At 58.9% G+C, this 22,700-nt stretch carries 22 protein-coding genes; 11 read left to right on the top strand and 11 right to left on the bottom strand.

Annotation, left to right across the window (positions count from 1 at the left end; all coding sequences use genetic code 11):
- Nucleotides 1-13: 13 nt before the first annotated feature.
- From C9411_RS02400 to pabB, 4 genes are all read right to left on the bottom strand, one after another.
- Nucleotides 14-1,600 carry an EAL domain-containing protein gene (locus tag C9411_RS02400; RefSeq protein WP_063990180.1) on the bottom strand — a complete coding sequence of 529 codons (1,587 nt, stop codon included), beginning with the start codon at nt 1,598-1,600 and terminating at the stop codon, nt 14-16.
- Between the two features lie 268 nt (nt 1,601-1,868).
- Nucleotides 1,869-3,233 carry an L-serine ammonia-lyase gene (gene sdaA / locus C9411_RS02395; RefSeq protein WP_063990179.1) on the bottom strand — a complete coding sequence of 455 codons (1,365 nt, stop codon included), beginning with the start codon at nt 3,231-3,233 and terminating at the stop codon, nt 1,869-1,871.
- Between the two features lie 446 nt (nt 3,234-3,679).
- On the bottom strand, nt 3,680-4,258 hold the full coding sequence (locus C9411_RS02390; protein ID WP_063990178.1) for a CoA pyrophosphatase: 579 nt from the start codon (nt 4,256-4,258) through the stop codon (nt 3,680-3,682).
- Nucleotides 4,255-5,628: an aminodeoxychorismate synthase component 1 gene (pabB, locus tag C9411_RS02385; protein ID WP_107226586.1), complete on the bottom strand. Its 1,374-nt coding sequence runs from the start codon at nt 5,626-5,628 to the stop codon at nt 4,255-4,257. Before pabB ends, C9411_RS02390 begins: the two co-directional genes overlap by 4 nt.
- A gap of 525 nt (nt 5,629-6,153) precedes the next feature.
- Between pabB and C9411_RS02380 the strand changes: the two genes are divergently transcribed.
- Both C9411_RS02380 and C9411_RS02375 read left to right on the top strand, forming a co-directional pair.
- Complete coding sequence (locus C9411_RS02380) at nt 6,154-7,155, top strand: glycosyltransferase (protein ID WP_107226338.1); 1,002 nt, start codon at nt 6,154-6,156, stop codon at nt 7,153-7,155.
- Between the two features lie 70 nt (nt 7,156-7,225).
- Nucleotides 7,226-7,471: a YoaH family protein gene (locus tag C9411_RS02375; RefSeq protein WP_063990176.1), complete on the top strand. Its 246-nt coding sequence runs from the start codon at nt 7,226-7,228 to the stop codon at nt 7,469-7,471.
- A gap of 34 nt (nt 7,472-7,505) precedes the next feature.
- On the opposite strand, the gene purT is transcribed toward C9411_RS02375, so the two are convergent.
- Nucleotides 7,506-8,684, bottom strand: a complete 1,179-nt coding sequence (gene purT / locus C9411_RS02370) for a formate-dependent phosphoribosylglycinamide formyltransferase (RefSeq protein ID WP_063990175.1) — start codon at nt 8,682-8,684, stop codon at nt 7,506-7,508.
- Nucleotides 8,685-8,930: 246 nt separating this feature from the next.
- Between purT and cspC the strand changes: the two genes are divergently transcribed.
- The 5 genes from cspC to yebF all read left to right on the top strand — a co-directional run bounded on the left by cspC (nt 8,931) and on the right by yebF (nt 11,861).
- The gene (cspC, locus tag C9411_RS02365; protein ID WP_004927572.1) at nt 8,931-9,140 is read left to right on the top strand and encodes a cold shock-like protein CspC; all 210 of its coding nucleotides are present in this window, start codon (nt 8,931-8,933) and stop codon (nt 9,138-9,140) included.
- A gap of 147 nt (nt 9,141-9,287) precedes the next feature.
- On the top strand, nt 9,288-10,670 hold the full coding sequence (dbpA, locus tag C9411_RS02360) for an ATP-dependent RNA helicase DbpA (RefSeq protein ID WP_107226337.1): 1,383 nt from the start codon (nt 9,288-9,290) through the stop codon (nt 10,668-10,670).
- Nucleotides 10,671-10,758: 88 nt separating this feature from the next.
- A complete protein-coding gene (locus C9411_RS02355; RefSeq protein ID WP_063990173.1) occupies nt 10,759-11,082 on the top strand; it encodes a YebG family protein in 324 nt (107 codons plus the stop codon).
- A gap of 39 nt (nt 11,083-11,121) precedes the next feature.
- On the top strand, nt 11,122-11,430 hold the full coding sequence (yqfB, locus tag C9411_RS02350) for a N(4)-acetylcytidine aminohydrolase (RefSeq protein WP_004927562.1): 309 nt from the start codon (nt 11,122-11,124) through the stop codon (nt 11,428-11,430).
- 71 nt (nt 11,431-11,501) lie between these two features.
- Nucleotides 11,502-11,861 carry a protein YebF gene (yebF, locus tag C9411_RS02345; RefSeq protein WP_063990172.1) on the top strand — a complete coding sequence of 120 codons (360 nt, stop codon included), beginning with the start codon at nt 11,502-11,504 and terminating at the stop codon, nt 11,859-11,861.
- Nucleotides 11,862-11,917: 56 nt separating this feature from the next.
- Here yebF and C9411_RS02340 read toward each other — a convergent pair whose 3' ends face one another.
- From C9411_RS02340 to mdtH, 5 genes are all read right to left on the bottom strand, one after another.
- Nucleotides 11,918-12,481 (bottom strand): lipoprotein, encoded by a 564-nt coding sequence (locus tag C9411_RS02340; protein WP_004927555.1) that lies wholly within the window; start codon nt 12,479-12,481, stop codon nt 11,918-11,920.
- A 152-nt stretch (nt 12,482-12,633) separates the two neighbouring features.
- Nucleotides 12,634-14,274, bottom strand: a complete 1,641-nt coding sequence (locus C9411_RS02335; protein WP_063990171.1) for an AarF/ABC1/UbiB kinase family protein — start codon at nt 14,272-14,274, stop codon at nt 12,634-12,636.
- 35 nt (nt 14,275-14,309) lie between these two features.
- Nucleotides 14,310-14,957 carry a glutaredoxin 2 gene (grxB, locus tag C9411_RS02330; protein ID WP_063990170.1) on the bottom strand — a complete coding sequence of 216 codons (648 nt, stop codon included), beginning with the start codon at nt 14,955-14,957 and terminating at the stop codon, nt 14,310-14,312.
- 127 nt (nt 14,958-15,084) lie between these two features.
- Nucleotides 15,085-15,333: a hypothetical protein gene (locus tag C9411_RS02325; protein WP_063990169.1), complete on the bottom strand. Its 249-nt coding sequence runs from the start codon at nt 15,331-15,333 to the stop codon at nt 15,085-15,087.
- A gap of 73 nt (nt 15,334-15,406) precedes the next feature.
- On the bottom strand, nt 15,407-16,612 hold the full coding sequence (mdtH, locus tag C9411_RS02320; RefSeq protein ID WP_038877106.1) for a multidrug efflux MFS transporter MdtH: 1,206 nt from the start codon (nt 16,610-16,612) through the stop codon (nt 15,407-15,409).
- Nucleotides 16,613-16,957: 345 nt separating this feature from the next.
- Here mdtH and rimJ point away from each other — a divergent pair, with 345 nt between their 5' ends.
- The 4 genes from rimJ to murJ all read left to right on the top strand — a co-directional run bounded on the left by rimJ (nt 16,958) and on the right by murJ (nt 20,754).
- Nucleotides 16,958-17,542 carry a ribosomal protein S5-alanine N-acetyltransferase gene (gene rimJ, locus C9411_RS02315; protein WP_107226585.1) on the top strand — a complete coding sequence of 195 codons (585 nt, stop codon included), beginning with the start codon at nt 16,958-16,960 and terminating at the stop codon, nt 17,540-17,542.
- Nucleotides 17,543-17,551: 9 nt separating this feature from the next.
- Nucleotides 17,552-18,199, top strand: coding sequence for a YceH family protein (locus C9411_RS02310; RefSeq protein ID WP_107226336.1), 648 nt, complete (start codon nt 17,552-17,554; stop codon nt 18,197-18,199).
- Nucleotides 18,192-19,112, top strand: coding sequence for a Gfo/Idh/MocA family protein (locus C9411_RS02305; RefSeq protein ID WP_107226335.1), 921 nt, complete (start codon nt 18,192-18,194; stop codon nt 19,110-19,112). Before C9411_RS02310 ends, C9411_RS02305 begins: the two co-directional genes overlap by 8 nt.
- Before the next feature lie 106 nt (nt 19,113-19,218).
- A complete protein-coding gene (murJ, locus tag C9411_RS02300) occupies nt 19,219-20,754 on the top strand; it encodes a murein biosynthesis integral membrane protein MurJ (RefSeq protein WP_063990165.1) in 1,536 nt (511 codons plus the stop codon).
- Nucleotides 20,755-20,816: 62 nt separating this feature from the next.
- Here the strand turns inward: murJ and argS are convergent, their stop codons facing one another.
- Nucleotides 20,817-22,547, bottom strand: coding sequence for an arginine--tRNA ligase (gene argS / locus C9411_RS02295; RefSeq protein WP_107226334.1), 1,731 nt, complete (start codon nt 22,545-22,547; stop codon nt 20,817-20,819).
- Between the last annotated feature and the right edge of the window lie 153 nt (nt 22,548-22,700).

Here is a 22,700-nt window from a genome sequence, read left to right as displayed (position 1 = left end):
TCCCGCCGGGGGCTCAGGCCTCCGGCGGATCCTCTTCCGCTTTCCTGACGCGCGATTCGTACTGCTGCAACCACAGCGGGAAAACGTGGATCGGCATCGGCTTGGCGAAATAATACCCCTGCAGGGCATTGACCTCGCGTGCGCGCAGATAGTCGGCCTGTTCCTCCGTTTCCACCCCCTCTGCCACCAGTTTCAGCTTCAGCCGCTGCGCCAGCGTAATGATGGTGTCGGTCACCGTGGCGTTGACCGCGTCGGTGCCGATGGCGGCGGTAAACCCGCGATCGATCTTCAACACGTCCGGGCTGAGGTTTTTCAGGTAGCTCAGCGAGCTGTGGCCGGTGCCGAAATCGTCAATGGCCAGCATGATCCCCATGTCTTTCAGCGTGCGAATCTGGTCATACTGGATCGCCGACAGCGCGGTGCGTTCGGTCAGCTCCAGCATCAGCGAGGGCATCGGGTGCGCCGGCAGCCAAATCTGGCGGATATCGTCGATGATGTTGAGCGTTTTAAAATGCTCGGCGGCGACGTTAATGCTGATGTAGAACGACGGTCGTGGCGGGAACAGCTGCAGATTTTCCGCCACGGTGTTCATCAAATAGCGGGTGAGCGGAATGATGAGGTCATGCTGCTCGGCCAACGGAATAAACACGTCAGGCGAGATCCATCCTTGTCGCTTCTTTTTCCAACGCAGCAGCATCTCGACGCCGGCGCAGCGCCCGGTGTCGCTGTGGATGATCGGCTGGCAGTAGACGCGGAACTCGCGATGAGTGATGGCATGGCCGATGTGGTAAGACAGGCTCATGCGGTTGGCGGTGAGCAGATAGACCACATAGGCCGCCAACAGACTGATCAGCAGCGCCAGCGGAATATGGCGCGGCAGTGCGGAAAGTGCCAGCATGCCGATCTGCGGGCCGAACAGAGAAATCGAGAACGGATACAGCGCAGAGCCGGCGGTGTAGCGCAGATCGTTGGTCAGGGTGTCCCGGCTCAGGATTTCGCGTCGGCCGTATTCCAGGCTGCTGTCGGCTACGTTCAGCACCACGCGCTGAACGTAAGGCTCCTGCGGCTCGAGTAAAAAGTTGGACAGCAGCTCGATATTGAATACGTGCAGCACGCCGCTGGTGTTATCGCGGGGGGATGGCGTCCACATCACCAGCGTGGGCAGACCTTTGCTGACCGCCAGCGAGGGGCGCAGCGCCAGCCTGGCGTCGCTGTTGACGAAGGTGGGCATCACCGCGGCCAGCTGATAATGACGGGCGCCAAATAGGCTGGAGCAGTAAATAATGCCGTTTTTTACCAGCAGCATGGCGCGCAACGCCTGATTTTGCGCGGCGCGAAAGCGCAGGGTCGATGAGACGTTCTCGCAGGGTTGGTTCAGCATGTCCATGCTGCGTTCCGCCTGCAGCTGCGCCGGCGTCAGCAACTGGTTGAGCTTGCCGACGGTTCGGGTGGCCAATGTCTGTTGGCTCAGCTCGATGCTTTTGACCTCTTGATAGTAACGGGTATACAGCGATACCAACAGAATAGCCGCGCCCACCGCTCCGGCCAGCAGCCAACGGTAGTAACGATATCGGGACGCGGCGAGGTGGGTCATCAACATCCGGTAAATCCTTGTTCGGTAATCCAGCTCCGAGTCACAGTCAGGCCATAGCTCCTTAAGTTGCGCTCGGCTAATTCTAGCCTGAGGTTATACAAGATTGATGGTAACTCAGTAAATTATTTCAGTTTGGTAAAACAGAAGGCCAATTTGCAGGTTAACCGTCGGATCGATGAGAAAAATGCAGGATATTTTCTGGTGACATTGTCACTAAAGAGGGGCAATGAATTGATTATCCATAAAAAACCCCGCCGGGCGGCGGGGTTGTCTGTCAGTCGCATTGCACCTTGATTGCCAGGCCACCGCGTGACGTTTCCCGGTACTTGGCGTTCATGTCTTTGCCGGTTTCGTACATGGTCTCGATCACCTTATCCAGCGAAACGCGCGGTTCGCTGGTGCGGCGCAGCGCCATGCGGGCGGCGTTGATCGCCTTGACCGAGGCGATGGCGTTGCGCTCGATGCACGGCACCTGTACCTGGCCCGCGACCGGGTCGCAGGTCAGCCCCAGGTTGTGTTCCATGCCGATTTCCGCCGCCACGCATACCTGCTCAGGGCTGCCGCCCAGCAGTTCGGCCAGGCCGGCTGCCGCCATGGAGCAGGCCACGCCGACTTCGCCCTGACAGCCGACTTCGGCGCCGGAAATGGAAGCGTTCATCTTGTACAACGCGCCGATGGCGCCTGCCGCCATAAAGTAACGGATGTAGATATCCGGGCTAACGGACTCGATGAAGTGATCGTAGTAAGCCAGCACCGCAGGGACGATGCCGCAGGCACCGTTGGTCGGTGCGGTGACCACGCGGCCACCGGCGGCGTTCTCTTCGTTAACCGCCAGCGCGAACATATTGACCCAGTCGATCACGTTCATCGGATCGTTGGACAGTTTGTCCGACGCCACCAGCATGCGGCGCAACGCGGAGGCACGGCGCGGTACGCGCAGCGGCCCCGGGAGCACGCCTTCGGTGTTCAGACCGCGATCGATACAGGCGCGCATGGTTTGCCAGACGTTGCCGAAGTAGGTCTCGATCTCTTGCTTGCTGTGCAGCGCCAGTTCGTTCTGCATCACCATGCCGGACAGCGACAGCCCGGTCTCGCGGCAGTGATCGAGCATTTCGCGCGCGGAGTTGAACGGATAGGGCATTTGCAGCTCTTGCTCGGCGTCCTTACCGAAGTTCTCCTCGTCGACGATAAAACCGCCGCCGATAGAGTAATAGGTCTTGCTGTACACTTCTTTATCGCCGACGAAGGCGTGGATCTGCATGCCGTTTTCGTGCAGCGGCAGGTTGTCGCTGCGGAAGACCATGCCGCCGTCGCGTGGGAAATCGACTTCATGCAGGCCGTTGGCCAGCATCAGGCGTTGACGTTGTTCTACATCGCGAATAAAACCCGGAATGCTATCGATATCGACGGTGTCCGGCATGTTGCCGGCCAGGCCGAGAATGATGGCGATATCGGTATGGTGACCTTTACCGGTCAATGAGAGTGAGCCGTAAACGTCTACGGCAACACGCGTGATAGAAGGCATCAGGCCTTTATTTACCAGATCGTCGACAAACTGTTTGCCGGCTTTCATCGGTCCAACCGTATGAGAGCTGGACGGGCCGATGCCGATCTTAAACATGTCGAAAACGCTAATCACGCTAAAACTCCTTAAAGAGACGTATTGTTATGGCTGCAGCGGTTAAAAACCGCGCAGGGAACAGCGATATTGTAAAAGGGCCGTGCGGGTTCGGCTGCCTTTTTCGCATGAAATTAAATAATCCGTGGTGTCGCTTTTTTTACTGATTACCCGGGGCGAACCCTTAAGCGGGGTATCCGCTTTCGCCCAAGCTCCATTAACGGTAATCGCGCCAGCCTTCCGTGCTGAACGCCGCCGGCTTAATCCCTGTTTCTACAGTGGTTTATCTCGGACGGTGGTATTTTACAGGTATTTCGTAAGGTTTAAGAGAGGGTTTACAGTTTTTTTAAAACCATTCAACCGGAACGGTAGTTGAAAAAGCGATCAAATGAAGTGATTTCGATCGCTTTACCTGCAGTGGACGCCGACGGCCATGCCAGATTGCGAGTCAGATCACGCAATACGGGTTAAATACTGACCTGCTGCGCCAGGCGGCGAATGATGGCGGCGGTCAGCCCCCAGATAAATTGGCTGTGATACCAGGAGAGGTAAATGCGGTGCGTATGGCCGGCGCGATGAATATCCAGCGGGTAGTAACGCGACAGGGTCAGCGCTTCCCGCAGGGGCATCTCGAACACGTCCGCCACTTCGCCCTCATTGGCGTGGAACTGCACGTCCGGCGAGATGAGGCCGACGATTGGCGTGACCTGAAATCCGGTGCTGCTGTCGAGCGGCGCCATTTGGCCGAGGACGGTCACCGCGTGCGGCGGTATCGCCACTTCTTCCTGCGCTTCTCGCAGCGCCGTGACGATCGCCGATCCGTCTTCGGCATCGGTTTTACCGCCGGGGAAGGCCACCTGGCCGGCATGTTTGCGCAGCGAGTCGGCGCGCCGGGTCAACAGCAGCGTCGGCTCGGCGCGGCAGACGATTGGGATCAGCACCGCCGCCGGGCGCACATTGTGCGAGATCTGCGCCGCCTGCGGCAGCTGCAGTTGAAAACGGCTGATAAAGGCGTGCAGTGAGGCCGGTGAGTTCGATGGGATCACGACAGGGCATACTCCCCAAGCTGCGGCAAAATACGACCAACCTTGTCGAAGGTTTCCTGGTATTCCGCCTGCTCCTGGCTGTCCGCCACGATGCCGCCGCCAGCGGAGCAGTGGATACGGCCGTTTTCGGTGACGAGCGTGCGGATGGTGATATTGGTGTCCATCGTGCCGCAGGCGCTCAGGTAACCGATGCTGCCGCAATAGGCATTGCGGCGCTGCGGCTCCAGCTCTTCGATGATTTCCATCGCTCGCACCTTGGGCGCGCCGGTGATCGACCCACCGGGGAAGCAGGCGCGCAGCAGTTCGGCCGCCGAGGTATGCGTCGGCAGGGTCGCTGTGATGGTGCTCACCAGGTGATGCACGGCGGGAAACGGTTCCACGGCAAACAGTTCCGGCACCCGTACGCTGCCAGGTTGGGCGACGCGGCCGATATCGTTGCGCAGCAGATCGACGATCATCAGGTTTTCAGCGCGATCCTTGGGTGAATCGGCCAAACGGCGAGCCTGCGCGGCGTCCTGTTCCGTGTCCGCCAGCCGCGGCAGCGTGCCCTTAATCGGGCGGGTTTGGATACGCTGCTGCTCCAGCCAGAGGAAGCGCTCGGGAGAGACGCTCAGTACGCTGTTGTGCGGCAGGCGCAGGAAGGCCGAGAACGGCGCGCGGTTGCAGGCGCTCAATCGACAGAATGCCTCCCATTCATCTCCCTGATAGTTGGCGGAGAACCGTTGCGCCAGATTAATTTGGTAACAGTCGCCGCTGCGCAGGTAGCGCTGAATACGTTGGAATTTCTCGCCGTATTGCCGCCGGCTCATATTGGCGCGCCAGCCGCTCAGCAGCGTGAAAGGGCGTTCCGTCGGCGCGGTTTGGCTATTGAGCCAACGCCAGCGCTGTTCTACGTCGCCATAGCTGATCAGCGTCAGGATCTGCAAATGGTGGTCGGCGATCGCTGCCCAGTCATAAATGCCGACCGCCATGTCCGGCAAAGCGAGGTCGGCTTCGGCCAACTGCGGCAAGGTTTCCACCCGGCGCCCGAGATCGTAGCCGAACAGCCCCAGGGCTCCGCCCTGAAACGGCAGATCCGGGTTAAACGCCGGCTGCCAGCCTTGCGCCGACAATTGTTGCTGCAGCAGGGAGAACGGATCTTCCTGCGATTGAATAGTGACGCCGTCACTTTCGATTTTCGTGCTGGCACCCTGAGTGGTGAGCGTAACGCGCGGCTGCGCGACCAGGATGTCGAAGCGGTTATGCGAATGGTCGGCGAAGCCCGAATGCAGCAGCATCGCCCACGGGTGGGCTGAAAGCGGGGCGAAGAGCTTCATCAGGGCACCGCGGCTGTAGGGCAAAGATTTTATGTTTGGGGCGGTTACGCTCATGAACGTCAATAAACCTGGCTGTGAGGACGGCGATAGATATCTGGCAGCTAGTGTGCCATAGACGGTCACGTCATGCATGTTTTGCCATGCGCGACATGAAGCACAGTTCACATAAACGGCAGTTCAATAAACCTGAAATAAGGCATTTTTTGCGCCATTGATTATACTTCGATATGTTAAAAATTTAACGTCAAATGCACTGGAAGCCTATTTATCGAGGGCGCAAGACCCGAGAGATATAAAAAAGATTCGTTGATTTCATAAATTTATTATTTCTGCTTGTTATTAGATGCGGGAGCGGCGTGGCGTTGCCTGATTTTAGCCAGCGTCGCCGCCCTTTGGAATTAATGGATTAATTACTCAGCGCTTTTCTGGCGCTGGTTTGAAAAAGAAAGCCAAGTTCGGCCCCATTGCCACTGCGGCAATTTAGAGGTTTCACGCCTATTTCAAGCGTGCGCCGAACCGAATGAGTCTTTTAGAAAAATAAAATTATTATTTTGTTACATTATCATTGAAGAGCTGCCTATGTCGTTAATGCTGAGCGTGATCGTCCCGATGCACAATGCGGGGGAGTTATTGGAGCCTTTCCTGGCTTCGCTGCTGGCCCAGCGCGAGCAACGGTTGGAGGTGATCATCGTCAACGATGGTTCCACCGATGGTTCGGGGGAAATAGCGCACCGTTACGCGGCGGTGCATCCGCATATTCGTGTGATCGATCAGGCTAACGCCGGCGTTTCTAACGCGCGTAATGCCGGGCTCGCCGTTGCCCGGGGTAAATACGTGGCGTTTCCCGATGCCGACGATTTGCTGGCGCCGGACATGTATTCTACGCTGCTGGAACAGGCGGAGCACCACCAATTAGACGTAATGCAATGTAATGGCGAGCGCTATTTCACCAGCCAAGACGAATTGCAGCCGATTTTTCCACAGGGTCGCTTACAGACCACCGACGTTATCACCGGCGTACAGTGGTTTGAACGTGCGCTGAAATCGCGAAAGTTTATTCACGTTGTATGGCTGGCAATATATCGCCTTGACTTTATTCGCCAGCATCGGCTTTATTTCGAGCCGGGGTTACATCATCAGGATATTCCCTGGACGACGGAAGTCATGTTTAATGCCCAACGGGTCAAATATTTAAGTACGCCGCTGTACCGCCAACGGGTACACGACAAATCGATCAGCAACCGTCGTCGCACCGGCCAGGCGAACGTAGATTATCAACGCCACTATATGAAAATCGTCGAAATGTTGGAGCGGCTCAACCGGCGCTATGCGGGCACTGTCGCCATTCGCCCGGCTTTCCATTGGCAAATCACCCGCGAAGCGCTGGGCATTTGCCACAGCATTCGTCGTGAACCGGATCCGGCTGCCCAGAGTCAAATCACCGAAGAGTTCTATCAGCGCGGCATCGACAGAGCGATGTTCGCTAATGCGCGCGGCCTGAAACAGGGGTGGCATGTCATGCTGTGGCGGCATCGGCTGAAGCAGTGGCGCAGCGATAGCGGCTGTTCGCAACCGGTCTGAGGCACAAGACGTTGGGATCCGCCGCGTTAGCGCGTATACTCCTTCTCCCTTTTGCCGGAGAGAACGACACATGCATGCAGGTATGCCATTACTGAGTCACGCGGAGCAGCAGGAAGCGGCGGATCGTATCCATCAACTGATGGAGCAGGGCATGAGCAGCGGTGAAGCCATTGCTCGCGTTGCGCAGGAAATTCGCGAGAAGCATCAGGGCGCTCAGGTTGCGGTACTGTTCGATGAGGATGATGAAGACGAGCAGCATGAGGCCGCACCGGAGGCGTCGCGGGATGACGATGCTGAAGATGACGAAGACTATTGACGTTATCGGGGCCGCGTAAGCGGCCCCGTGAGTATCAGCCGTTGACCGCCACGGCGGCGGCGGCTTGTTTTGCTTGCTCCACCGCCTGTTCCGTCGTGCTCGCCGTCGCCAGTGCTACGCCCAGGCGACGCTGCCCGGCGATCTCCGGTTTGCCGAACAGGCGCAGCTGGTTGTGCCCGCGCAGCGCGTTTTCCAGGCCGCTGAAGCGCACATCGCTGCTGGTAAGCTGTGGCAGGATCACCGCCGAAGCGGAAGGGCCGAACTGGCGGATGGCGCCAATCGGCAACCCGAGAAAGGCGCGAACGTGCAGAGCGAACTCGGACAGATCCTGTGAGATCAACGTGACCATGCCGGTATCGTGCGGGCGCGGTGACACCTCGCTGAAGATCACTTCGTCGCCACAGACGAACAGCTCCACGCCGAACAGGCCGAAACCGCCCAGGGCTTTCACCACCTTCTCCGCGATAGCCTGAGCACGGCTCAACGCCGCGGCTGACATGCGCTGCGGCTGCCAGGATTCGCGGTAGTCCCCATCCTCCTGACGATGGCCGATCGGCTCGCAGAAATGCACGCCGTCCACGGCGCTGATGGTCAGCAACGTAATTTCAAAATCGAATCTTACCAGCCCTTCGACGATCACCCGGCCGCCGCCGGCGCGGCCGCCCTGTTGGGCGTAATCCCAGGCGCTTTGCAGCTGCTCAGGCGTGCGGATCAGGCTTTGTCCTTTGCCGGAAGAACTCATCACCGGTTTGACGATGCACGGGTAGCCGATGTGCTCGACCGCCTGCCGGAAAGTCGCCTCGCTGTCGGCAAAGCGGTAGCTGGAGGTGGGCAGGCCAAGTTCTTCCGCCGCCAGACGGCGGATGCCTTCACGGTTCATGGTCAGGCGCGTGGCTTCGGCGCAGGGCACTACGCGGTGACCCTGGCGTTCAAGTTCGACCAGCATGGCGGTAGCGATCGCTTCGATTTCGGGAACGATATAGTCCGGCCGCTCTTGTTCGATAACGGCTTTCAGCGCGTCTCCGTCCAGCATATTGATGACGTGGCTGCGGTGCGCCACATGCATGGCGGGGGCGTCGGGGTAGCGATCGACGGCGATCACTTCCAGGCCGAGGCGCTGGCATTCAATGGCGACTTCTTTACCCAGCTCCCCGGAGCCGAGCAACATAACGCGGGTGGCGGAAGGGCGCAGGGCGGTTCCAATCGTTAACATAGTTTCGTACCTGGATCGGTGAAAGTAAGCGGATTGATGATCGGCGGGCAGTATATACGAAAACGATTGCGTTCACAGCCGCCGCGCCAAGTTTGTTGCTAACTTACTGTTTTTATGACAAGCAGAAATATTTGCCCTGTATGGACGATTGTGCGTTAATAAGCGACGGCGAAAGAAGGCCTACATATAGCAAGGTTTTCGCGTCTCGTGCCGTCAAGGCAGGTTTATCAAGTAAAGGAAACACAAATGAGCAAGATCACCGGTCACGTAAAATGGTTCAACGAAAGCAAAGGCTTCGGCTTCATCACGCCTGCCGACGGTTCTAAAGACGTTTTCGTTCATTTTTCCGCTATCGTTAGCGATGGTTTCAAGACCCTGGCTGAAGGCCAGCAGGTTGAGTTCTCCATCCAGGACAGCCAACGTGGCCCTGCCGCCGCCAACGTCGTTGCTATTTAACGACTGAGCCGCCGAGAAACCCGCCGCCGGCGGGTTTTTTTATGCTCGCACCCCGTAACGCCGCCCATCTCTGTTATCATTTAGCGCTGATTCGGCGCCAACCTGCGGGCGCGCCGCCATTCCATTCGTCATATAAGAGTTATCGCCGTGAGCACAGTTTCTTTTTCTTCCCTGCCGCTGCCAGCCGAACAGTTGGCCAACCTCAACGAACTGGGGTACGCCAAAATGACGCCGGTACAGGCCGCCGCGTTGCCCGCCATCCTGCAAGGGAGAGACGTGCGCGCAAAGGCGAAAACCGGCAGCGGTAAAACGGCGGCATTCGGCATTGGTCTGCTGAATAATATCGTCGTCGCTCAGGTCGCCACGCAGGCGCTGGTGCTCTGTCCCACCCGTGAGTTGGCCGATCAGGTGAGCAAAGAGCTGCGTCGCCTGGCGCGTTTCACGCAAAACATCAAAATCCTGACGCTGTGCGGCGGTCAACCGATGGGGCCACAGCTCGATTCGCTGGTGCACGCGCCACACATCGTGGTGGGGACACCGGGACGCATTCAGGAGCATCTGCGCAAGAAAACGCTGCTGCTGGACGAGCTGAAGGTGCTGGTGCTGGATGAGGCCGACCGCATGCTGGACATGGGCTTCGCTGACGACATCGACGATGTGATCAGCTATACGCCGCCGCAGCGTCAGACGCTGCTGTTTTCCGCCACCTACCCGACAGGCATCGAACGCATCAGCGATCGCGTTCAGCGCCAGCCGCTGAGCGTCGAAGTGGACGATGACGAAGCGCAGACCGCCATCGAACAACGCTTCTATGAAACCACGCGCGATCAGCGCCCGGCGCTGCTGGTGTCGGCCATTCGTTATCATCAACCCGCGTCCTGCGTAGTGTTCTGCAATACCAAACGCGATTGTCAAACGGTGCTTGAGGCCCTGGAGGCCCGCGGCATCAGCGCACTGGCGCTGCATGGCGATCTGGAGCAGCGCGATCGCGACCAGGTGTTGGTGCGCTTCGCCAACCGCAGTTGCCGGGTGCTGGTGGCGACCGATGTCGCCGCTCGCGGGCTGGACATCAAAGAACTGGAGCTGGTGGTTAACTACGAACTGGCGTTCGATCCCGAAGTGCATGTGCACCGTATCGGTCGTACCGGGCGCGCCGGCTTGAGCGGGCTGGCGATCAGCCTGTGCACGCCGCAGGAAATGGCGCGGGCGCATGCGATTGAAGACTACCTGCAGATGGCCGTCGATTGGGCACCGGTGTCCGAGCTGAGCGGGGCGGCCAACGGCTCGCTGGAGGCGGAGATGGTAACGCTGTGCATCGACGGCGGCCGCAAGGCGAAGATCCGCCCCGGCGATATCCTTGGTGCGCTGACCGGCGATGCCGGGCTGACGGCGGCGGAAGTGGGCAAGATCGACATGTTCCCGGTGCACGCCTACGTCGCGATCCGTAAAGCCAGCGCGCGCAAGGCGCTGCAACAGCTGCAACAGGGCAAAATCAAAGGCAAGAGCTGCAAGGTGCGGCTGCTGAAATAAGCCGAAGGCGGGCGGCGGTTTGCCTTCCCGCCATTATCTATTTATACTGTATATATTTACAGTAATTTGAGTATTTGAGGACGCACGCATGGCGGTTGAAGTTAAATATGTGGTGGTGAGAAACGGTGAGGAAAAAATGACTTTCGCGAGCAAGAAAGAAGCCGACGCCTACGACAAAATGCTGGATTTGGCGGATAACCTCGGAGAGTGGCTGCAACAGGCGCCGCTGAACCTGGACGACGAACAGCGCGAAGGGCTGAGTTTCTTCCTGGCAGAGAATAAGGATGCGCTGGGTCTGATTCTGCGCGGCGCATCGCCGGCGGAAACCGCTAAAAAACCGGCGGAAAACAAAGCCAAAAAAACGGTCTCTAACTCAAAAGAGGGATCTGCGTCAGAAAAGCAAGCGGCATAATGACTTATGTTGCGGTGTTGTGATGAAAAAGGATCTAAAATGAGCCGTGAAATAACTTTCTTCAGCCGCTTTGAGCAAGACATTCTGGCCGGGCGTAAAACCATCACCATTCGGGATGCCAGTGAATCGCACTTCGAACCGGGCGAGGTATTGCGCGTAAGCCGCAATGAAGACGGCGTATTTTTCTGCTTTATCGAAGTGCTGTCGGTAACGCCGGTGCGTCTGGATGCGCTGACCGAACGCCACGCACAGCAGGAGAACATGTCGCTCGGCGAACTGAAGCAGGTGATCAAGGAAATCTATCCGGGCTTGGATGCGCTGTTTGTCATCGAGTTTGTCAAACGGTAAACCCGTTGCCGAAACCCTGTTGTGAGCCAGGGATGGGCGCCCGGATAGCGCTAATCACAACGGGAGGAGAGATGAAAAAAACGGGTTTGGCTATCGCCTTGTTGGCCATGATGGGAGCATCGACTGCGGTGTGGGCGCAGGATCAAGAGCAACGCACCGCCAAGGTGGGGCAGTGTGCCGGTCTGCAGCCGGCGGATATTGCCGCCCAGGTCAAGCGTGATTTCTTGCAGAACCGCATTACGCGCTGGGAGGCGGACAAAAAACTGCTGGGCACCGCTACCCCGATCGCCTGGGTCAGCCCGGATGCCATCACCGGCAAGGATCAGGTATGGCAGGTGCCGCTGACGGTGCGTGGCACCAAAGTGGATAAAACCTACAATGTGACGCTCAACTGCAACACGGGCGAGATCGCCTACAGCGCGCCGCAGTAATCGTTTTCCGCAATAAAAAGCCCGCCTGGCGGCGGGCTTGATGCATCAAGACGCGGTCAGTCGCTAAACGGTATCACCAACTCACCCGGTTTCACTTCCAATCCCTTCGCCAGTTTTTTCGCCAGCGCTTCGGTTTTGCTGTTGTCAGGATTCAGCACATAAGCCGGCTTTTGGTCGAAATAAGACTTCAGCGACTGGTTCAGATATGGCGTCAGCGCTTTCATCACCGTCTGCATTTTTTCCGGCTGCACGCTGTAATCGGTCAGTTCCATGTCTTTCAGGTAAATGGCGCCCTGTGCACGGTCGTACACCGGCTGCGCTTTCAGCGTCAGTTTCAGATCCGCCGCCTGCGGGCCGAGAATCGACGTGATGTTGACCTTGGCGTCGCCGGAAAGGGTGACTTTACCCGGCTCGCTGCGGCCGATCTGGCTTTGCAGCTGCGTCAGCACGATGTTGGCGTCCACCAGGCCGGGCACGCCGATCTGCTTCTGATAGTCGTTGTGCTTTTGCAGGTAATCATTCACTTCCTGCTCGCTCAGAGTGTACTGGGTCAGTTGATTGCAACCGGCCAATACGCCGGCGAACAGCAGGGCGGCTGCGCCCATCAGGATCTTCTTCATTAATGCCTCATTGCGACTGCTGGCGAAAAGTGCTGCAGATAATTGATTAATCATTATAAACGTTCCACCTGTGCGTGAAAACGGCAGAAGGCGATGTGCTGAGGATAGTGCGCGCAAAAGCGGGCGACACCTATCGGATAACGCCGAAAGCGTCAGCGCCGCAATCGCAGCGCCAAGAGCACCACGCCGGCCAGGCAGGCCGCGCTCCCCAACAGCGGGAACAGCGGAATGCCCCACAGCCGCAGCGACGAATGCATCAGATAAGGCGCCAGCCCCAGGGCAAAAGCGGCGGTGACGATGGCGATAGCCAGGGTGACGGCGGCGCGTTCCAGCGCTTTGCTCAACTGGCCAAGATTACTGACGTTGATATCGGCATTGAGCTGCCCGCGTTTTAGGCGGCGAACCAATAGCCGCAGGGTTTGCGGCAGCTCTTCTCCGGCGTCGAGCGCTTCCCCGCCTAAGGCCAATAACCGCTGGCGCACGGCAGCGGGGGCATAGCGTTGCAGCACCGTGTGTTGCAGCATCGGTTTGAGCGTGGCGACGATGTCGAAGGCCGGATCCAATCGGTGCAGCACGCCGTCGGCGGTGATTAACGCCTTGAACAGCAACACCAGATCGGGCGGCAGCGCCAGCTGGTGTTCACGTGCCATCACCAGCAGATCGGTCAGGGCCTTGCCCAACGTCAGGGTGGCAGCGGCCTGTTTGTCGAGAAAGTTTTGCGCCGCCAGCTCCAGATCCATCAGATCCAGCGGTTCGCTGTCCGACCAGGCGATCAGCGTGTTGACGATACCTTCGGACTGACGATCGGCGATGGCCTGCAGCAGCAGGAGCAACTGATTGCGTCGCCGCTCGGACAGCTGGCCCACCATGCCGAAGTCGATAAAGCCGACGCGGTCACCGCTCAGCGCCATGACGTTGCCGGGATGTGGGTCGGCGTGATACAGCCGATGTTCCAGCACCATGCTCATAAAGGCGCGGGCGCCGCGTTGCGCCAGCAGCGGTCCGTCAAAGCCCGCTGCCGCCAGCTGCTGAGGGTTTTCCGGCGCGGTGCCGGGCAAGTATTCCTGCACTAGCAGGCGTGGGGAAGACCATTGCCAATAGATTTTCGGCACGACGACGTCAGGTTGACGCGCAAACATCCCGGCGACGCGGTCGCAGTTATGCCCTTCGTGGGTCAAATCCAGTTCATGATTGAGCGCCGTCGCCAGCGCTCTGACCATCTGCCGCGGCCGATAGCGCGCCAGCGCGGGGCTCTGCTGCTCCACGGTTTCCGCCAGCGAGGCCAGCAGCCGCAGATCGGCGTGGATGGTTTTCGCCAGGCCGGGCCGCAGCACTTTGACCACGACCTGTTCGCCGCTGCGCAGGCGTGCGCGGTAGATTTGCGCCATCGACGCCGCCGCCAGCGGCGTACGATCGAATTCTGCGAACAGCCGCTCGGGCTCGCCGCCCAGGTCGGCAACGATCTGCGGCGCCAGCGTTTCCCATGGCAACACCGCTGCCTGGCTGTGCAGGCGATCCAGTTCGTCGGTCCAGGCCGGATCCAGCAGGTCGGAACGCGTGGCCAGGATCTGACCGAATTTGACGAAGGTAGGGCCCAGCGCCTCGAGCGCTTCGCGCAGCCGCTCAGGCAGGGTTTGTGCGTCCTGTTGGGCGGATTCAGCGCGGGCGCCGCGCAGCAAAGCCCCCAAGCCCAGCAGACGCAGAACGTCTTGCAGGCCATAACGAATCAGAACGGAGGTAATTTCCTTCAGCCGCGCCCGATCGCGAGCGGTGGCGAGCACCATTTTCAACATCAGTACGCCATATCCTTATTTGTCATTCTTGAACGTTATTGTTCCATATCCAGCAGCAACGGCACCTCGCTGCGCTGTGCCATACGGTTGCGGTAGGCCTCCACGTTATCCGGCAGCGCAACGCCGGCGACGATCGACAATGAGCGCAGCAGCGGGAACAGGTGGATATCGTCCTCGGACAGTTCGCCGTTCACCGCGTCGGCGGAGGCGATCAGCGGCGACAGCGTTTGCAGGTCGGCTTCCAGTTCGGCGATCAGATCGGCACTGTTGGCGAGATGCTCGGCAAAATCGCCGATAGACGCCTGCTTTTTATCGATAAAGTAACGGCGGGCGCTGGCGGTGGCAAACTCTTCGAAATCGGCATGCGCAATACGCGGCAACAGCAATTTTGCGCTGTAACCGCCGACCCGCTGCAGCCACTCGGCAATGGCCGGGTTGATGCGGCCGGTCAGCACCGGCTTGCCGTCAAGGTTGTCGACATAGCGCACGATATCCAGGCTTTCCGGCATCGCATCGCCGTTGTCTTTGACCAGGATAGGCACCATTTTTTGGCCGATCAGGTTGAACGGGGTCGCCTCATCGTCGTTGAGCAATGTGACCAGGCGAATCGGCAGACGTTTCAGGCCAAAAATCATGCGGGCTTTAACGCAGAATGGGCAATGATCGTAAATGAACAGTTTCATGCTTGCTCCGGGTTGTCAGGTTTTAACAGCAATAGTTACCACAGCTTATCGAGGCTGTCTTGACGTGCGTGTGTTGGATGGTGCGTTATTGCGATATTGCCCGCGCGCCGGCGCGGGCTAGGGGGCGTTATTTCTTGGCCGGTACTGAGTTGAGCACATCGATCAGGTGATTGCGAGCTTCTTCGAGGTCGATTCTGTCACGTTCGTTGGTGGCGGTGACGACCTGCAGCTGTTTGATAATATCGTTTTTCAGGCCGACGTCGCTGGCGAGGATATGGGCCAGTGCCTTTTCCACCAGGGTGGAACGCGCATAAATCATGCGCAAGTTCAGTATCATATGTTCGAGTAGTTGCGGTAATTTTGCTTCTTCGCTCATGCCGACGGGCTCCTGTGGGTGTTTTTACTAACAGGATAGCAGCTGTTGCCGATTCGGCCGGATTTCTATGGCGTTAACCGCCGGGAAGCAGCATCGACGCACTGCGCCGCGGGCTGAACTGCCAGTACAGCGCCAGCAACGTAGCGAAGCCCACTGCCCCCAGCAGTAACCAGGGTAGCTCCGGCATGTTCATCGTCCGCCCGGTATCGTACATCCAACCGCCGCCGGTATAACCCAACGCGCCGCCCAGCGCCAGACCCAGGCGACTAAAGCCCATATAGCTGCCGCGCGCACGCGGATCGGCTAGCGAAGCGCTCAGCGTTTCGCGCGCCGGTTCGGCGATGATCGATCCCAGATAGAAGCAACAGATCAGCGTGAACACGCCCTGCAAACTGGTGGCGAGACCGATCGGCAGCAGGCTGAGCGTCATCAGCAACAGGCCCGCCATCAGGCGCTGCTCAAGCCGGAAGTGTTTTTCTCCCCAACGCGCCAACGGATAGAGCAGCGACAACGACAGCGCCGCTTCAATCGCATACATCCATTTCACCGCCGCCGGTGAACCGGCGATTTCGTTGACCACGATCGGCATCATCAGCATCACCTGTACCGCTAACATGTAATAACCGGTCAGCGTCAGGACATAGGTGAGGAAGCGGCGATCGCGCAGGACCCGCAACATGCCTTCCTTCATCGGTATGCGCACGGTAGAGATGCGGTAAGCCGGCAGTAGCCAGGCGTTCCAGCCGGCGGCCAGCACGAAGATCGCCGCCCCAACCCAGCAGACAAAGTGGAAATCGTACTGCAGCAGCCAACTGCCGATCAGCGCGCCGACTACCGCTCCGGCACTATCCTGCATCATCAGCAGCGAGAAAAAACGGCCGCGTTCGTGCGGGCGGGTCAGCTTGATCACCAAAGCGGTGCGCGGCGGATCGAATAACGTGCCGCCGAGTGCGGACAGGGCACAAGAGAACCACAGGATCCAGGGTTCATCGGCCATCGCCATGGTGGCGAAACCGGCGGCGCGCAGCAGCATGCCGGTGACGATCATCGGCTTGGCGCCGAAGCGATCGGCGATGGCGCCGCCAAAGATGCCGAGCCCTTGTTGCAACAGCTGGCGCAAACCCAGTGCGATGCCGACGATCAGCGCCGCCCATCCTAATTGATCGACAAAGCGGATCGAAATAAGCGGAAAAACGACAAAGAAGCCTAAAACCACCAGCAGGTTATCGAGCAACAGAAAATATTTACCCAAGCTGCGCGCTTGCGACACCAGAGACATGCTTCACCATGAGCAATCAAGAAAGAAGGAGAGACAGCCGTTCCATTCTCTACCCAATTCCCGTACGGCGACAGGGGCGGCATAGATAATATTTTTTTATCGTCAAGGTGTTACCTAAGCAGCAAAATTGGCGGAAAAACGCCGTAAAACGCGTATTCGGCGATTTACTGAGCGGCCGGTATTTTACCTCGGGGGCGGGCTACGGTTATATTGAATGCAGGGAAGTGCAGTTCTGCGGTGCTATTGGCAAAATAAAACCATGGCAAAAGATCGGCACAGGATAATGATCCGCTCGGCTTCCTAATAAATACTTCTTATCGAACCGTTTTGACTGCGGGGGAAATGATGTTCGGCTATCGCTCTGCATCGCCAAAAGTACGTCTTACTACCGACCGGATGGTGGTCCGTTTAGTGCATGAACGGGATGCCCATCGCCTGGCGGACTATTATGCCGAGAACCGGACCTTTCTCAAACCCTGGGAGCCGGTGCGCGACGAAAGCCATTGTTATCCTTCCGGCTGGCAGGCGCGCCTGGGCATGATCACCGAAATGCAAAAGCAGGGCAGCGCCTACTATTTTATTCTGCTCGATCCGGAAGAACAGGAAGTGCGCGGCGTGGCGAACTTCAGCAACGTGCTGCGCGGTTCGTTTCATGCCTGTTTCCTCGGCTATTCGCTGGGGGAGAAATGGCAGGGGCAAGGGCTGATGTTCGAAGCCCTGCAGTCCGCCATGCGCTATATGCTACGCCAACAGCGCATGCACCGCATCATGGCCAACTATATGCCGCACAACCAGCGCAGCGGCGCACTGCTGACGCGTCTGGGATTCGAACGCGAAGGTTACGCCAAGGATTACCTGCTGATCGACGGCCAGTGGCAAGACCACGTTTTGACGGCATACACCAATAAAGAGTGGCTACCCCCACGTTGAGGCCAAACGATGAAATATGAATTGAACGCCAGAGAGGCGCGGGTCATCGGCTGCCTGTTGGAAAAACAGGTCACGACCCCGGACCAATACCCACTTTCGCTTAACGCCATTACCCTGGCATGCAATCAAAAAACCAACCGCGAGCCGGTGATGGATCTGAGCGAAAGCGAGGTGCAGCAACTGCTCGATCTGTTGCTGCGCAAACATTTCCTGCGCACCCTCAGCGGGTTTGGCAACCGGGTGGTGAAGTACGAACAGCGGTTTTGCAACTCCGAGTTCGGCCAACTGAAACTTTCGCCCGCCGAACTGGCGGTGATCGCCACCTTATTGCTGCGCGGCGCGCAAACGCCGGGCGAGCTGCGCACCCGCACCAACCGGATGCACGAGTTCAACGATGTCAGCGAGGTCGAACAGGTGCTGCAGCAGTTGGCCACGCGCGAAGATGGTCCGTTCGTGGTGCGCCTGGCGCGTGAACCGGGCAAGCGTGAAAGCCGGTTCATGCATCTGTTCAGCGGCCAGATTGATGAAGCGCCGCCGGCGGCGTTCGAACCTGAGGACGACGGCGAACTGAGCGCCAGGGTTAGCGCATTGGAAAGCGAAGTAGCGGAGCTAAAACGGCAGTTGCAACACTTGTTGGTGAGGGATGCGAATGACTAAATTGCGTGTGGGCGTGGTGGGATTGGGCAGTATTGCGCAGAAGGCTTACCTGCCAATACTCGGCCAGGCGGCGGATTGGACGCTGGTGGGCGGTTTTTCGCCCAATCAGCAAAAAGCGCAACCGCTGTGCGACAGCTATCGCATGGCCTGTTTCTCCCGTCTGGACAGCCTGGCCGAACAGTGTGACGCGGTCTTTGTTCACAGCAGCACCGCCAGCCATTTCTCGGTAATCGGCGAGCTGCTGAACCGCGGCGTGCACGTTTACGTCGATAAACCGCTGGCGGAAACGCTGGAGCAGGGCGAGCAGTTGCTTGAGTTGGCCGAGCGGCGAGGCAAAACGCTGATGGTGGGGTTCAACCGCCGTTTCGCGCCGCTTTACCGGCAGCTCAAACAGCAAATGAATCAGCCGGCCTCCATTCGCATGGATAAACATCGGGCGGACAGCGTCGGCCCGCACGATCTGCGTTTTACCCTGTTGGATGATTACCTGCACGTGGTGGACACTGCGCTGTGGCTGGCGGGCGGAAGCGAACAACTGCTGAGCGGCAGCTTGTGCGCCAACGCCGCAGGCGAAATGCTGTACGCCGAGCACCACTTCGCCTGCGGGGGCACGCAGGTGACGACCAGCATGCATCGCCGCGGCGGCAGCCAGCGCGAAAGCGTGCTGGCGGTGACCGACGGCGCGCTGTATCAGTTGACCGATATGCGCCACTGGCTGCGTGAAGATGCGCAGGGCGAGTTGGAACAGCCGGTGCCGGGCTGGCAAAGCACGCTGGTGCAACGCGGCTTCGACGGTGCGGTGCGGCATTTCCTTAATGCCGTTGCCAATCAGAGCGCGCCGGAAACCGGCGGCGAACAGGCGCTGCTTGCCCAGCGGGTGGTCGAGCGTCTGCTGCGGGATAACTCTATGTAACATATGGCGGTAGCTATTCTTTTCCGGATGCGTAAACTGAGCCGATTGTTTCACTGACGCCTGCTGTTGCAGGCGTTGATATTTACGGTACCTATCAGACAACCACATGAACCTACTCAAATCCTTGGCTGCCGTCAGCTCGATGACGATGTTTTCGCGGGTGTTGGGCTTTGCCCGTGATGCGATCGTCGCGCGCGTGTTCGGGGCCGGCATGGCAACGGACGCCTTTTTCGTGGCGTTCAAACTCCCTAATCTGTTACGCCGTATCTTTGCCGAAGGGGCATTTTCGCAGGCCTTCGTGCCGATCCTGGCCGAGTACAAGAGCCAACAGGGTGAAGAGGCGACGCGCACCTTTATCGCCTATGTCTCCGGGCTGTTGACGCTGGTGCTGGCGGTGGTGACGGTGCTGGGCATGCTGGCCGCGCCCTGGGTGATTTACATTACTGCGCCGGGCTTTACCGATACGCCCGACAAGTTTGCTCTGACGTCGGCGCTGCTGCGCATCACATTCCCCTATATTCTGTTGATCTCACTGGCGTCACTGGTGGGGGCGATCCTCAATACCTGGAACCGCTTCTCGATCCCGGCCTTTGCGCCCACGTTGCTTAACGTCAGCATGATCGGCTTCGCGCTGTTTGCCGCCCCGTATTTCCACCCGCCGGTGCTGGCGTTGGCCTGGGCGGTGGTGGTGGGCGGCGTGCTGCAGCTGGGGTATCAGCTGCCGCACCTGCGCAAGATAGGCATGCTGGTATTGCCGCGCCTCAAGCTGGGCGATGCCGGGGTTTGGCGCGTGATGCGCCAGATGGGGCCGGCGATCCTCGGGGTGTCGGTCAGCCAAATCTCGCTGATCATCAACACCATTTTCGCGTCGTTCCTGGTGTCCGGCTCGGTGTCTTGGATGTACTACGCCGACCGCCTGATGGAGTTTCCTTCCGGCGTGCTGGGCGTGGCCTTGGGCACCATCCTGCTGCCGTCGCTGGCCAAAAGCTTCTCGAGCGGCAACCACGACGAGTATTCGCGCCTGATGGATTGGGGGCTGCGCCTGTGCTTCTTGCTGGCGTTGCCGAGCGCCATTGCGCTGGGCATTTTGGCCAAGCCGTTGACCGTTTCGCTGTTCCAGTACGGCAAGTTCAGCGCCTTTGACGCGGCGATGACGCAACGCGCGCTGGTGGCTTACTCGGTAGGGCTGATGGGGCTGATCGTGGTTAAAGTGCTGGCGCCGGGCTTCTATTCACGGCAGGACATCAAAACGCCGGTCAAGATCGCCATCATCACGCTGATCATGACGCAGGTGATGAACCTGGCGTTTATTGGTCCGCTGAAGCATGCCGGCCTGGCGCTGTCGATCGGTTTGGCGGCCTGCCTGAACGCCGCGCTGCTGTATTGGCAGCTGCGCAAGCAGAAGATCTTCCAGCCACAGCCGGGTTGGGCGTTGTTCCTCACCAAGCTGGTGATCGCCGTGCTGGTGATGTCGGCAGTGTTGATTGGCGCGATGTGGCTGATGCCGGCCTGGGATCAGGGCAATATGCTGGAACGTTTGCTGCGCTTGGCGGCGGTGGTCGTGGCCGGTGTGGTGGCGTACTTTGGCGTGCTGGCCGGGTTGGGCTTCCGCCCGCGCGATTTTGCGCGCCGCGTCGCCTGAGCCGAAGGCAAGAACAAAAAAAGGTCGCCTGGGCGACCTTTTTACTTTCTGCGCGGTGCGGCTTACATACGTTCGACGGTTTCGATGCCCAGCGTATCCAGACCGGTTTTCAGCGTTTTCGAGGTCAGCAGCGCCAGCTTCAGGCGGCTCTGACGCGCTTCTTCGCTGTCGGCGTTCAGGATCTGGCAGTGCTCGTAGAAACCGGAGAACAAGCCGGCCAGATCGTACAGGTAGCTGCACATGACGTGAGGTGTGCCTTCACGCGCGACGGTGGTGAGCACCTCTTCGAACTGCAGCAGGCGGGTGGCCAGCGCAATTTCACGCTCTTCGGTCAGCGTCAGCGGCAGCGTCAGGCTGCTTTCGTCGATCCCGGCGCGTTTGAATACCGATGCCACACGGGTATAGGCGTATTGCATGTAAGGCGCGGTATTGCCTTCGAAGGCCAACATGTTATCCCAGTCGAAAACATAGTCGGTGGTGCGGCTTTTCGACAGATCGGCGTATTTCACCGCGCCGATGCCGACCACGCGGGCCACGGTCTTCATTTCGTCTTGCGGCATGTCCGGGTTTTTGCCGGCGATCAGCTGTTCGGCGCGTTCGATGGCCTCATCCAGCAGATCGGAGAGCTTCACCGTACCTCCCGAGCGGGTTTTGAACGGCTTACCGTCTTTGCCCAGCATCATGCCGAACATGTGGTGTTCCAGCGAGACGGACTCCGGCACGTAACCGGCCTTGCGCACGATGGTCCAGGCCTGCATCAGGTGCTGATGCTGACGGGAGTCGATGTAATACAGGACGCGATTGGCACCCAGGGTTTCGTAGCGATACTTGGCGCAGGCGATGTCGGTGGTGGTGTAGAGGTAGCCGCCATCCTTTTTCTGGATGATGACGCCCATCGGGTCGCCGTCCTTGTTCTTGTATTCGTCGAGGAACACCACGGTGGCGCCTTCGCTTTCCACCGCCAGCCCCTTGGTTTTCAGATCGGCGACGATGCCCGGCAGCATCGCGTTATACAGGCTTTCGCCCATCACGTCGTCTTCGGTCAGCGTGACGTTCAGGCGGTTATAGGTCAGCTGGTTTTGCGCCATGGTGATATCGACCAGCTTACGCCACATTTTCAGGCAGTACTGATCGCCGCCCTGCAGCTTCACGACGTACGCGCGCGCGCGCTCGGCGAACTCGGCGTCTTCGTCGTAATGTTTCTTGGCTTCGCGGTAAAACTGCTCGAGATCGGACAGGCCCATATCGCTGGCGTTTTCGTTCTGCATTTTTTCCAGGTAGGCAATCAGCATGCCGAACTGGGTGCCCCAGTCGCCGACGTGGTTGGCGCGGATCACTTTATGGCCCAGAAACGCCTGGGTACGCGCCGCGGCGTCGCCGATGATGGTGGAGCGCAGGTGGCCGACGTGCATCTCTTTCGCCACGTTCGGCGCGGAGTAGTCGATAACGATGGTTTGCGGCTCAACCGGCGCAATGCCCAGCTTCGGTGCGTTCAGCACCTGATCGGCCTGGCGGGCGACCCAGTCGCTGTTCAGGAAAATGTTGATAAAGCCGGGACCGGCGATTTCCACTTTGCCGGCGACGTCGCCGAGATCCAGCAGTTGCACCACTTTTTCCGCCAACTGACGGGGCGGCATGCCCAGCTTTTTGGCGACGGACATCACGCCGTTGGCCTGGTAATCACCAAACTGCGCCTTGGCGGAAGGGCGGACCTGCGCTTCGCAATCGGCTGGCGCGCCAGCGGCGATCAGCGCCTGGCTGACTTTATCTGAAAGAAGAACCTGAATATTCACCGGGTTACCTTAATGACGAACGAGGGGCTGAAGCCAGCCCCTGCGGGATTCAACGGTGGCGGGCGCGATGGGCGGCCTCCACAAAACAGCCTGCAATTGTAACCGATCTGACGGAGCCCGTCAGCAGTTGGCGCGGCCGCTGCGATGAAACAG

Origin of the sequence: Serratia sp. Nf2 (assembly GCF_003028435.1) — a bacterium.
GTDB classification, from domain to species: Bacteria; Pseudomonadota; Gammaproteobacteria; order Enterobacterales; family Enterobacteriaceae; genus Serratia; species Serratia marcescens_L.
The sequence above is the reverse complement of the archived record's forward strand: the minus strand, read 5'-3'. Positions and strand labels throughout refer to the sequence as shown.

Excerpts from the sequence above, each read along its gene's own strand:
- C9411_RS02400 (WP_063990180.1), bottom strand. The coding sequence starts at position 1,600 with ATGTTGATGACCCACCTCGCCGCGTCCCGATATCGTTACTACCGTTGG.
- pabB (WP_107226586.1), bottom strand. The coding sequence starts at position 5,628 with ATGAGCGTAACCGCCCCAAACATAAAATCTTTGCCCTACAGCCGCGGT.
- C9411_RS02380 (WP_107226338.1), top strand. The coding sequence starts at position 6,154 with ATGTCGTTAATGCTGAGCGTGATCGTCCCGATGCACAATGCGGGGGAG.
- C9411_RS02375 (WP_063990176.1), top strand. The coding sequence starts at position 7,226 with ATGCATGCAGGTATGCCATTACTGAGTCACGCGGAGCAGCAGGAAGCG.
- purT (WP_063990175.1), bottom strand. The coding sequence starts at position 8,684 with ATGTTAACGATTGGAACCGCCCTGCGCCCTTCCGCCACCCGCGTTATG.
- cspC (WP_004927572.1), top strand. The coding sequence starts at position 8,931 with ATGAGCAAGATCACCGGTCACGTAAAATGGTTCAACGAAAGCAAAGGC.
- C9411_RS02355 (WP_063990173.1), top strand. The coding sequence starts at position 10,759 with ATGGCGGTTGAAGTTAAATATGTGGTGGTGAGAAACGGTGAGGAAAAA.
- yqfB (WP_004927562.1), top strand. The coding sequence starts at position 11,122 with ATGAGCCGTGAAATAACTTTCTTCAGCCGCTTTGAGCAAGACATTCTG.
- yebF (WP_063990172.1), top strand. The coding sequence starts at position 11,502 with ATGAAAAAAACGGGTTTGGCTATCGCCTTGTTGGCCATGATGGGAGCA.
- C9411_RS02340 (WP_004927555.1), bottom strand. The coding sequence starts at position 12,481 with ATGAAGAAGATCCTGATGGGCGCAGCCGCCCTGCTGTTCGCCGGCGTA.
- C9411_RS02335 (WP_063990171.1), bottom strand. The coding sequence starts at position 14,274 with ATGTTGAAAATGGTGCTCGCCACCGCTCGCGATCGGGCGCGGCTGAAG.
- grxB (WP_063990170.1), bottom strand. The coding sequence starts at position 14,957 with ATGAAACTGTTCATTTACGATCATTGCCCATTCTGCGTTAAAGCCCGC.
- C9411_RS02325 (WP_063990169.1), bottom strand. The coding sequence starts at position 15,333 with ATGAGCGAAGAAGCAAAATTACCGCAACTACTCGAACATATGATACTG.
- mdtH (WP_038877106.1), bottom strand. The coding sequence starts at position 16,612 with ATGTCTCTGGTGTCGCAAGCGCGCAGCTTGGGTAAATATTTTCTGTTG.
- rimJ (WP_107226585.1), top strand. The coding sequence starts at position 16,958 with ATGTTCGGCTATCGCTCTGCATCGCCAAAAGTACGTCTTACTACCGAC.
- C9411_RS02310 (WP_107226336.1), top strand. The coding sequence starts at position 17,552 with ATGAAATATGAATTGAACGCCAGAGAGGCGCGGGTCATCGGCTGCCTG.
- C9411_RS02305 (WP_107226335.1), top strand. The coding sequence starts at position 18,192 with ATGACTAAATTGCGTGTGGGCGTGGTGGGATTGGGCAGTATTGCGCAG.
- murJ (WP_063990165.1), top strand. The coding sequence starts at position 19,219 with ATGAACCTACTCAAATCCTTGGCTGCCGTCAGCTCGATGACGATGTTT.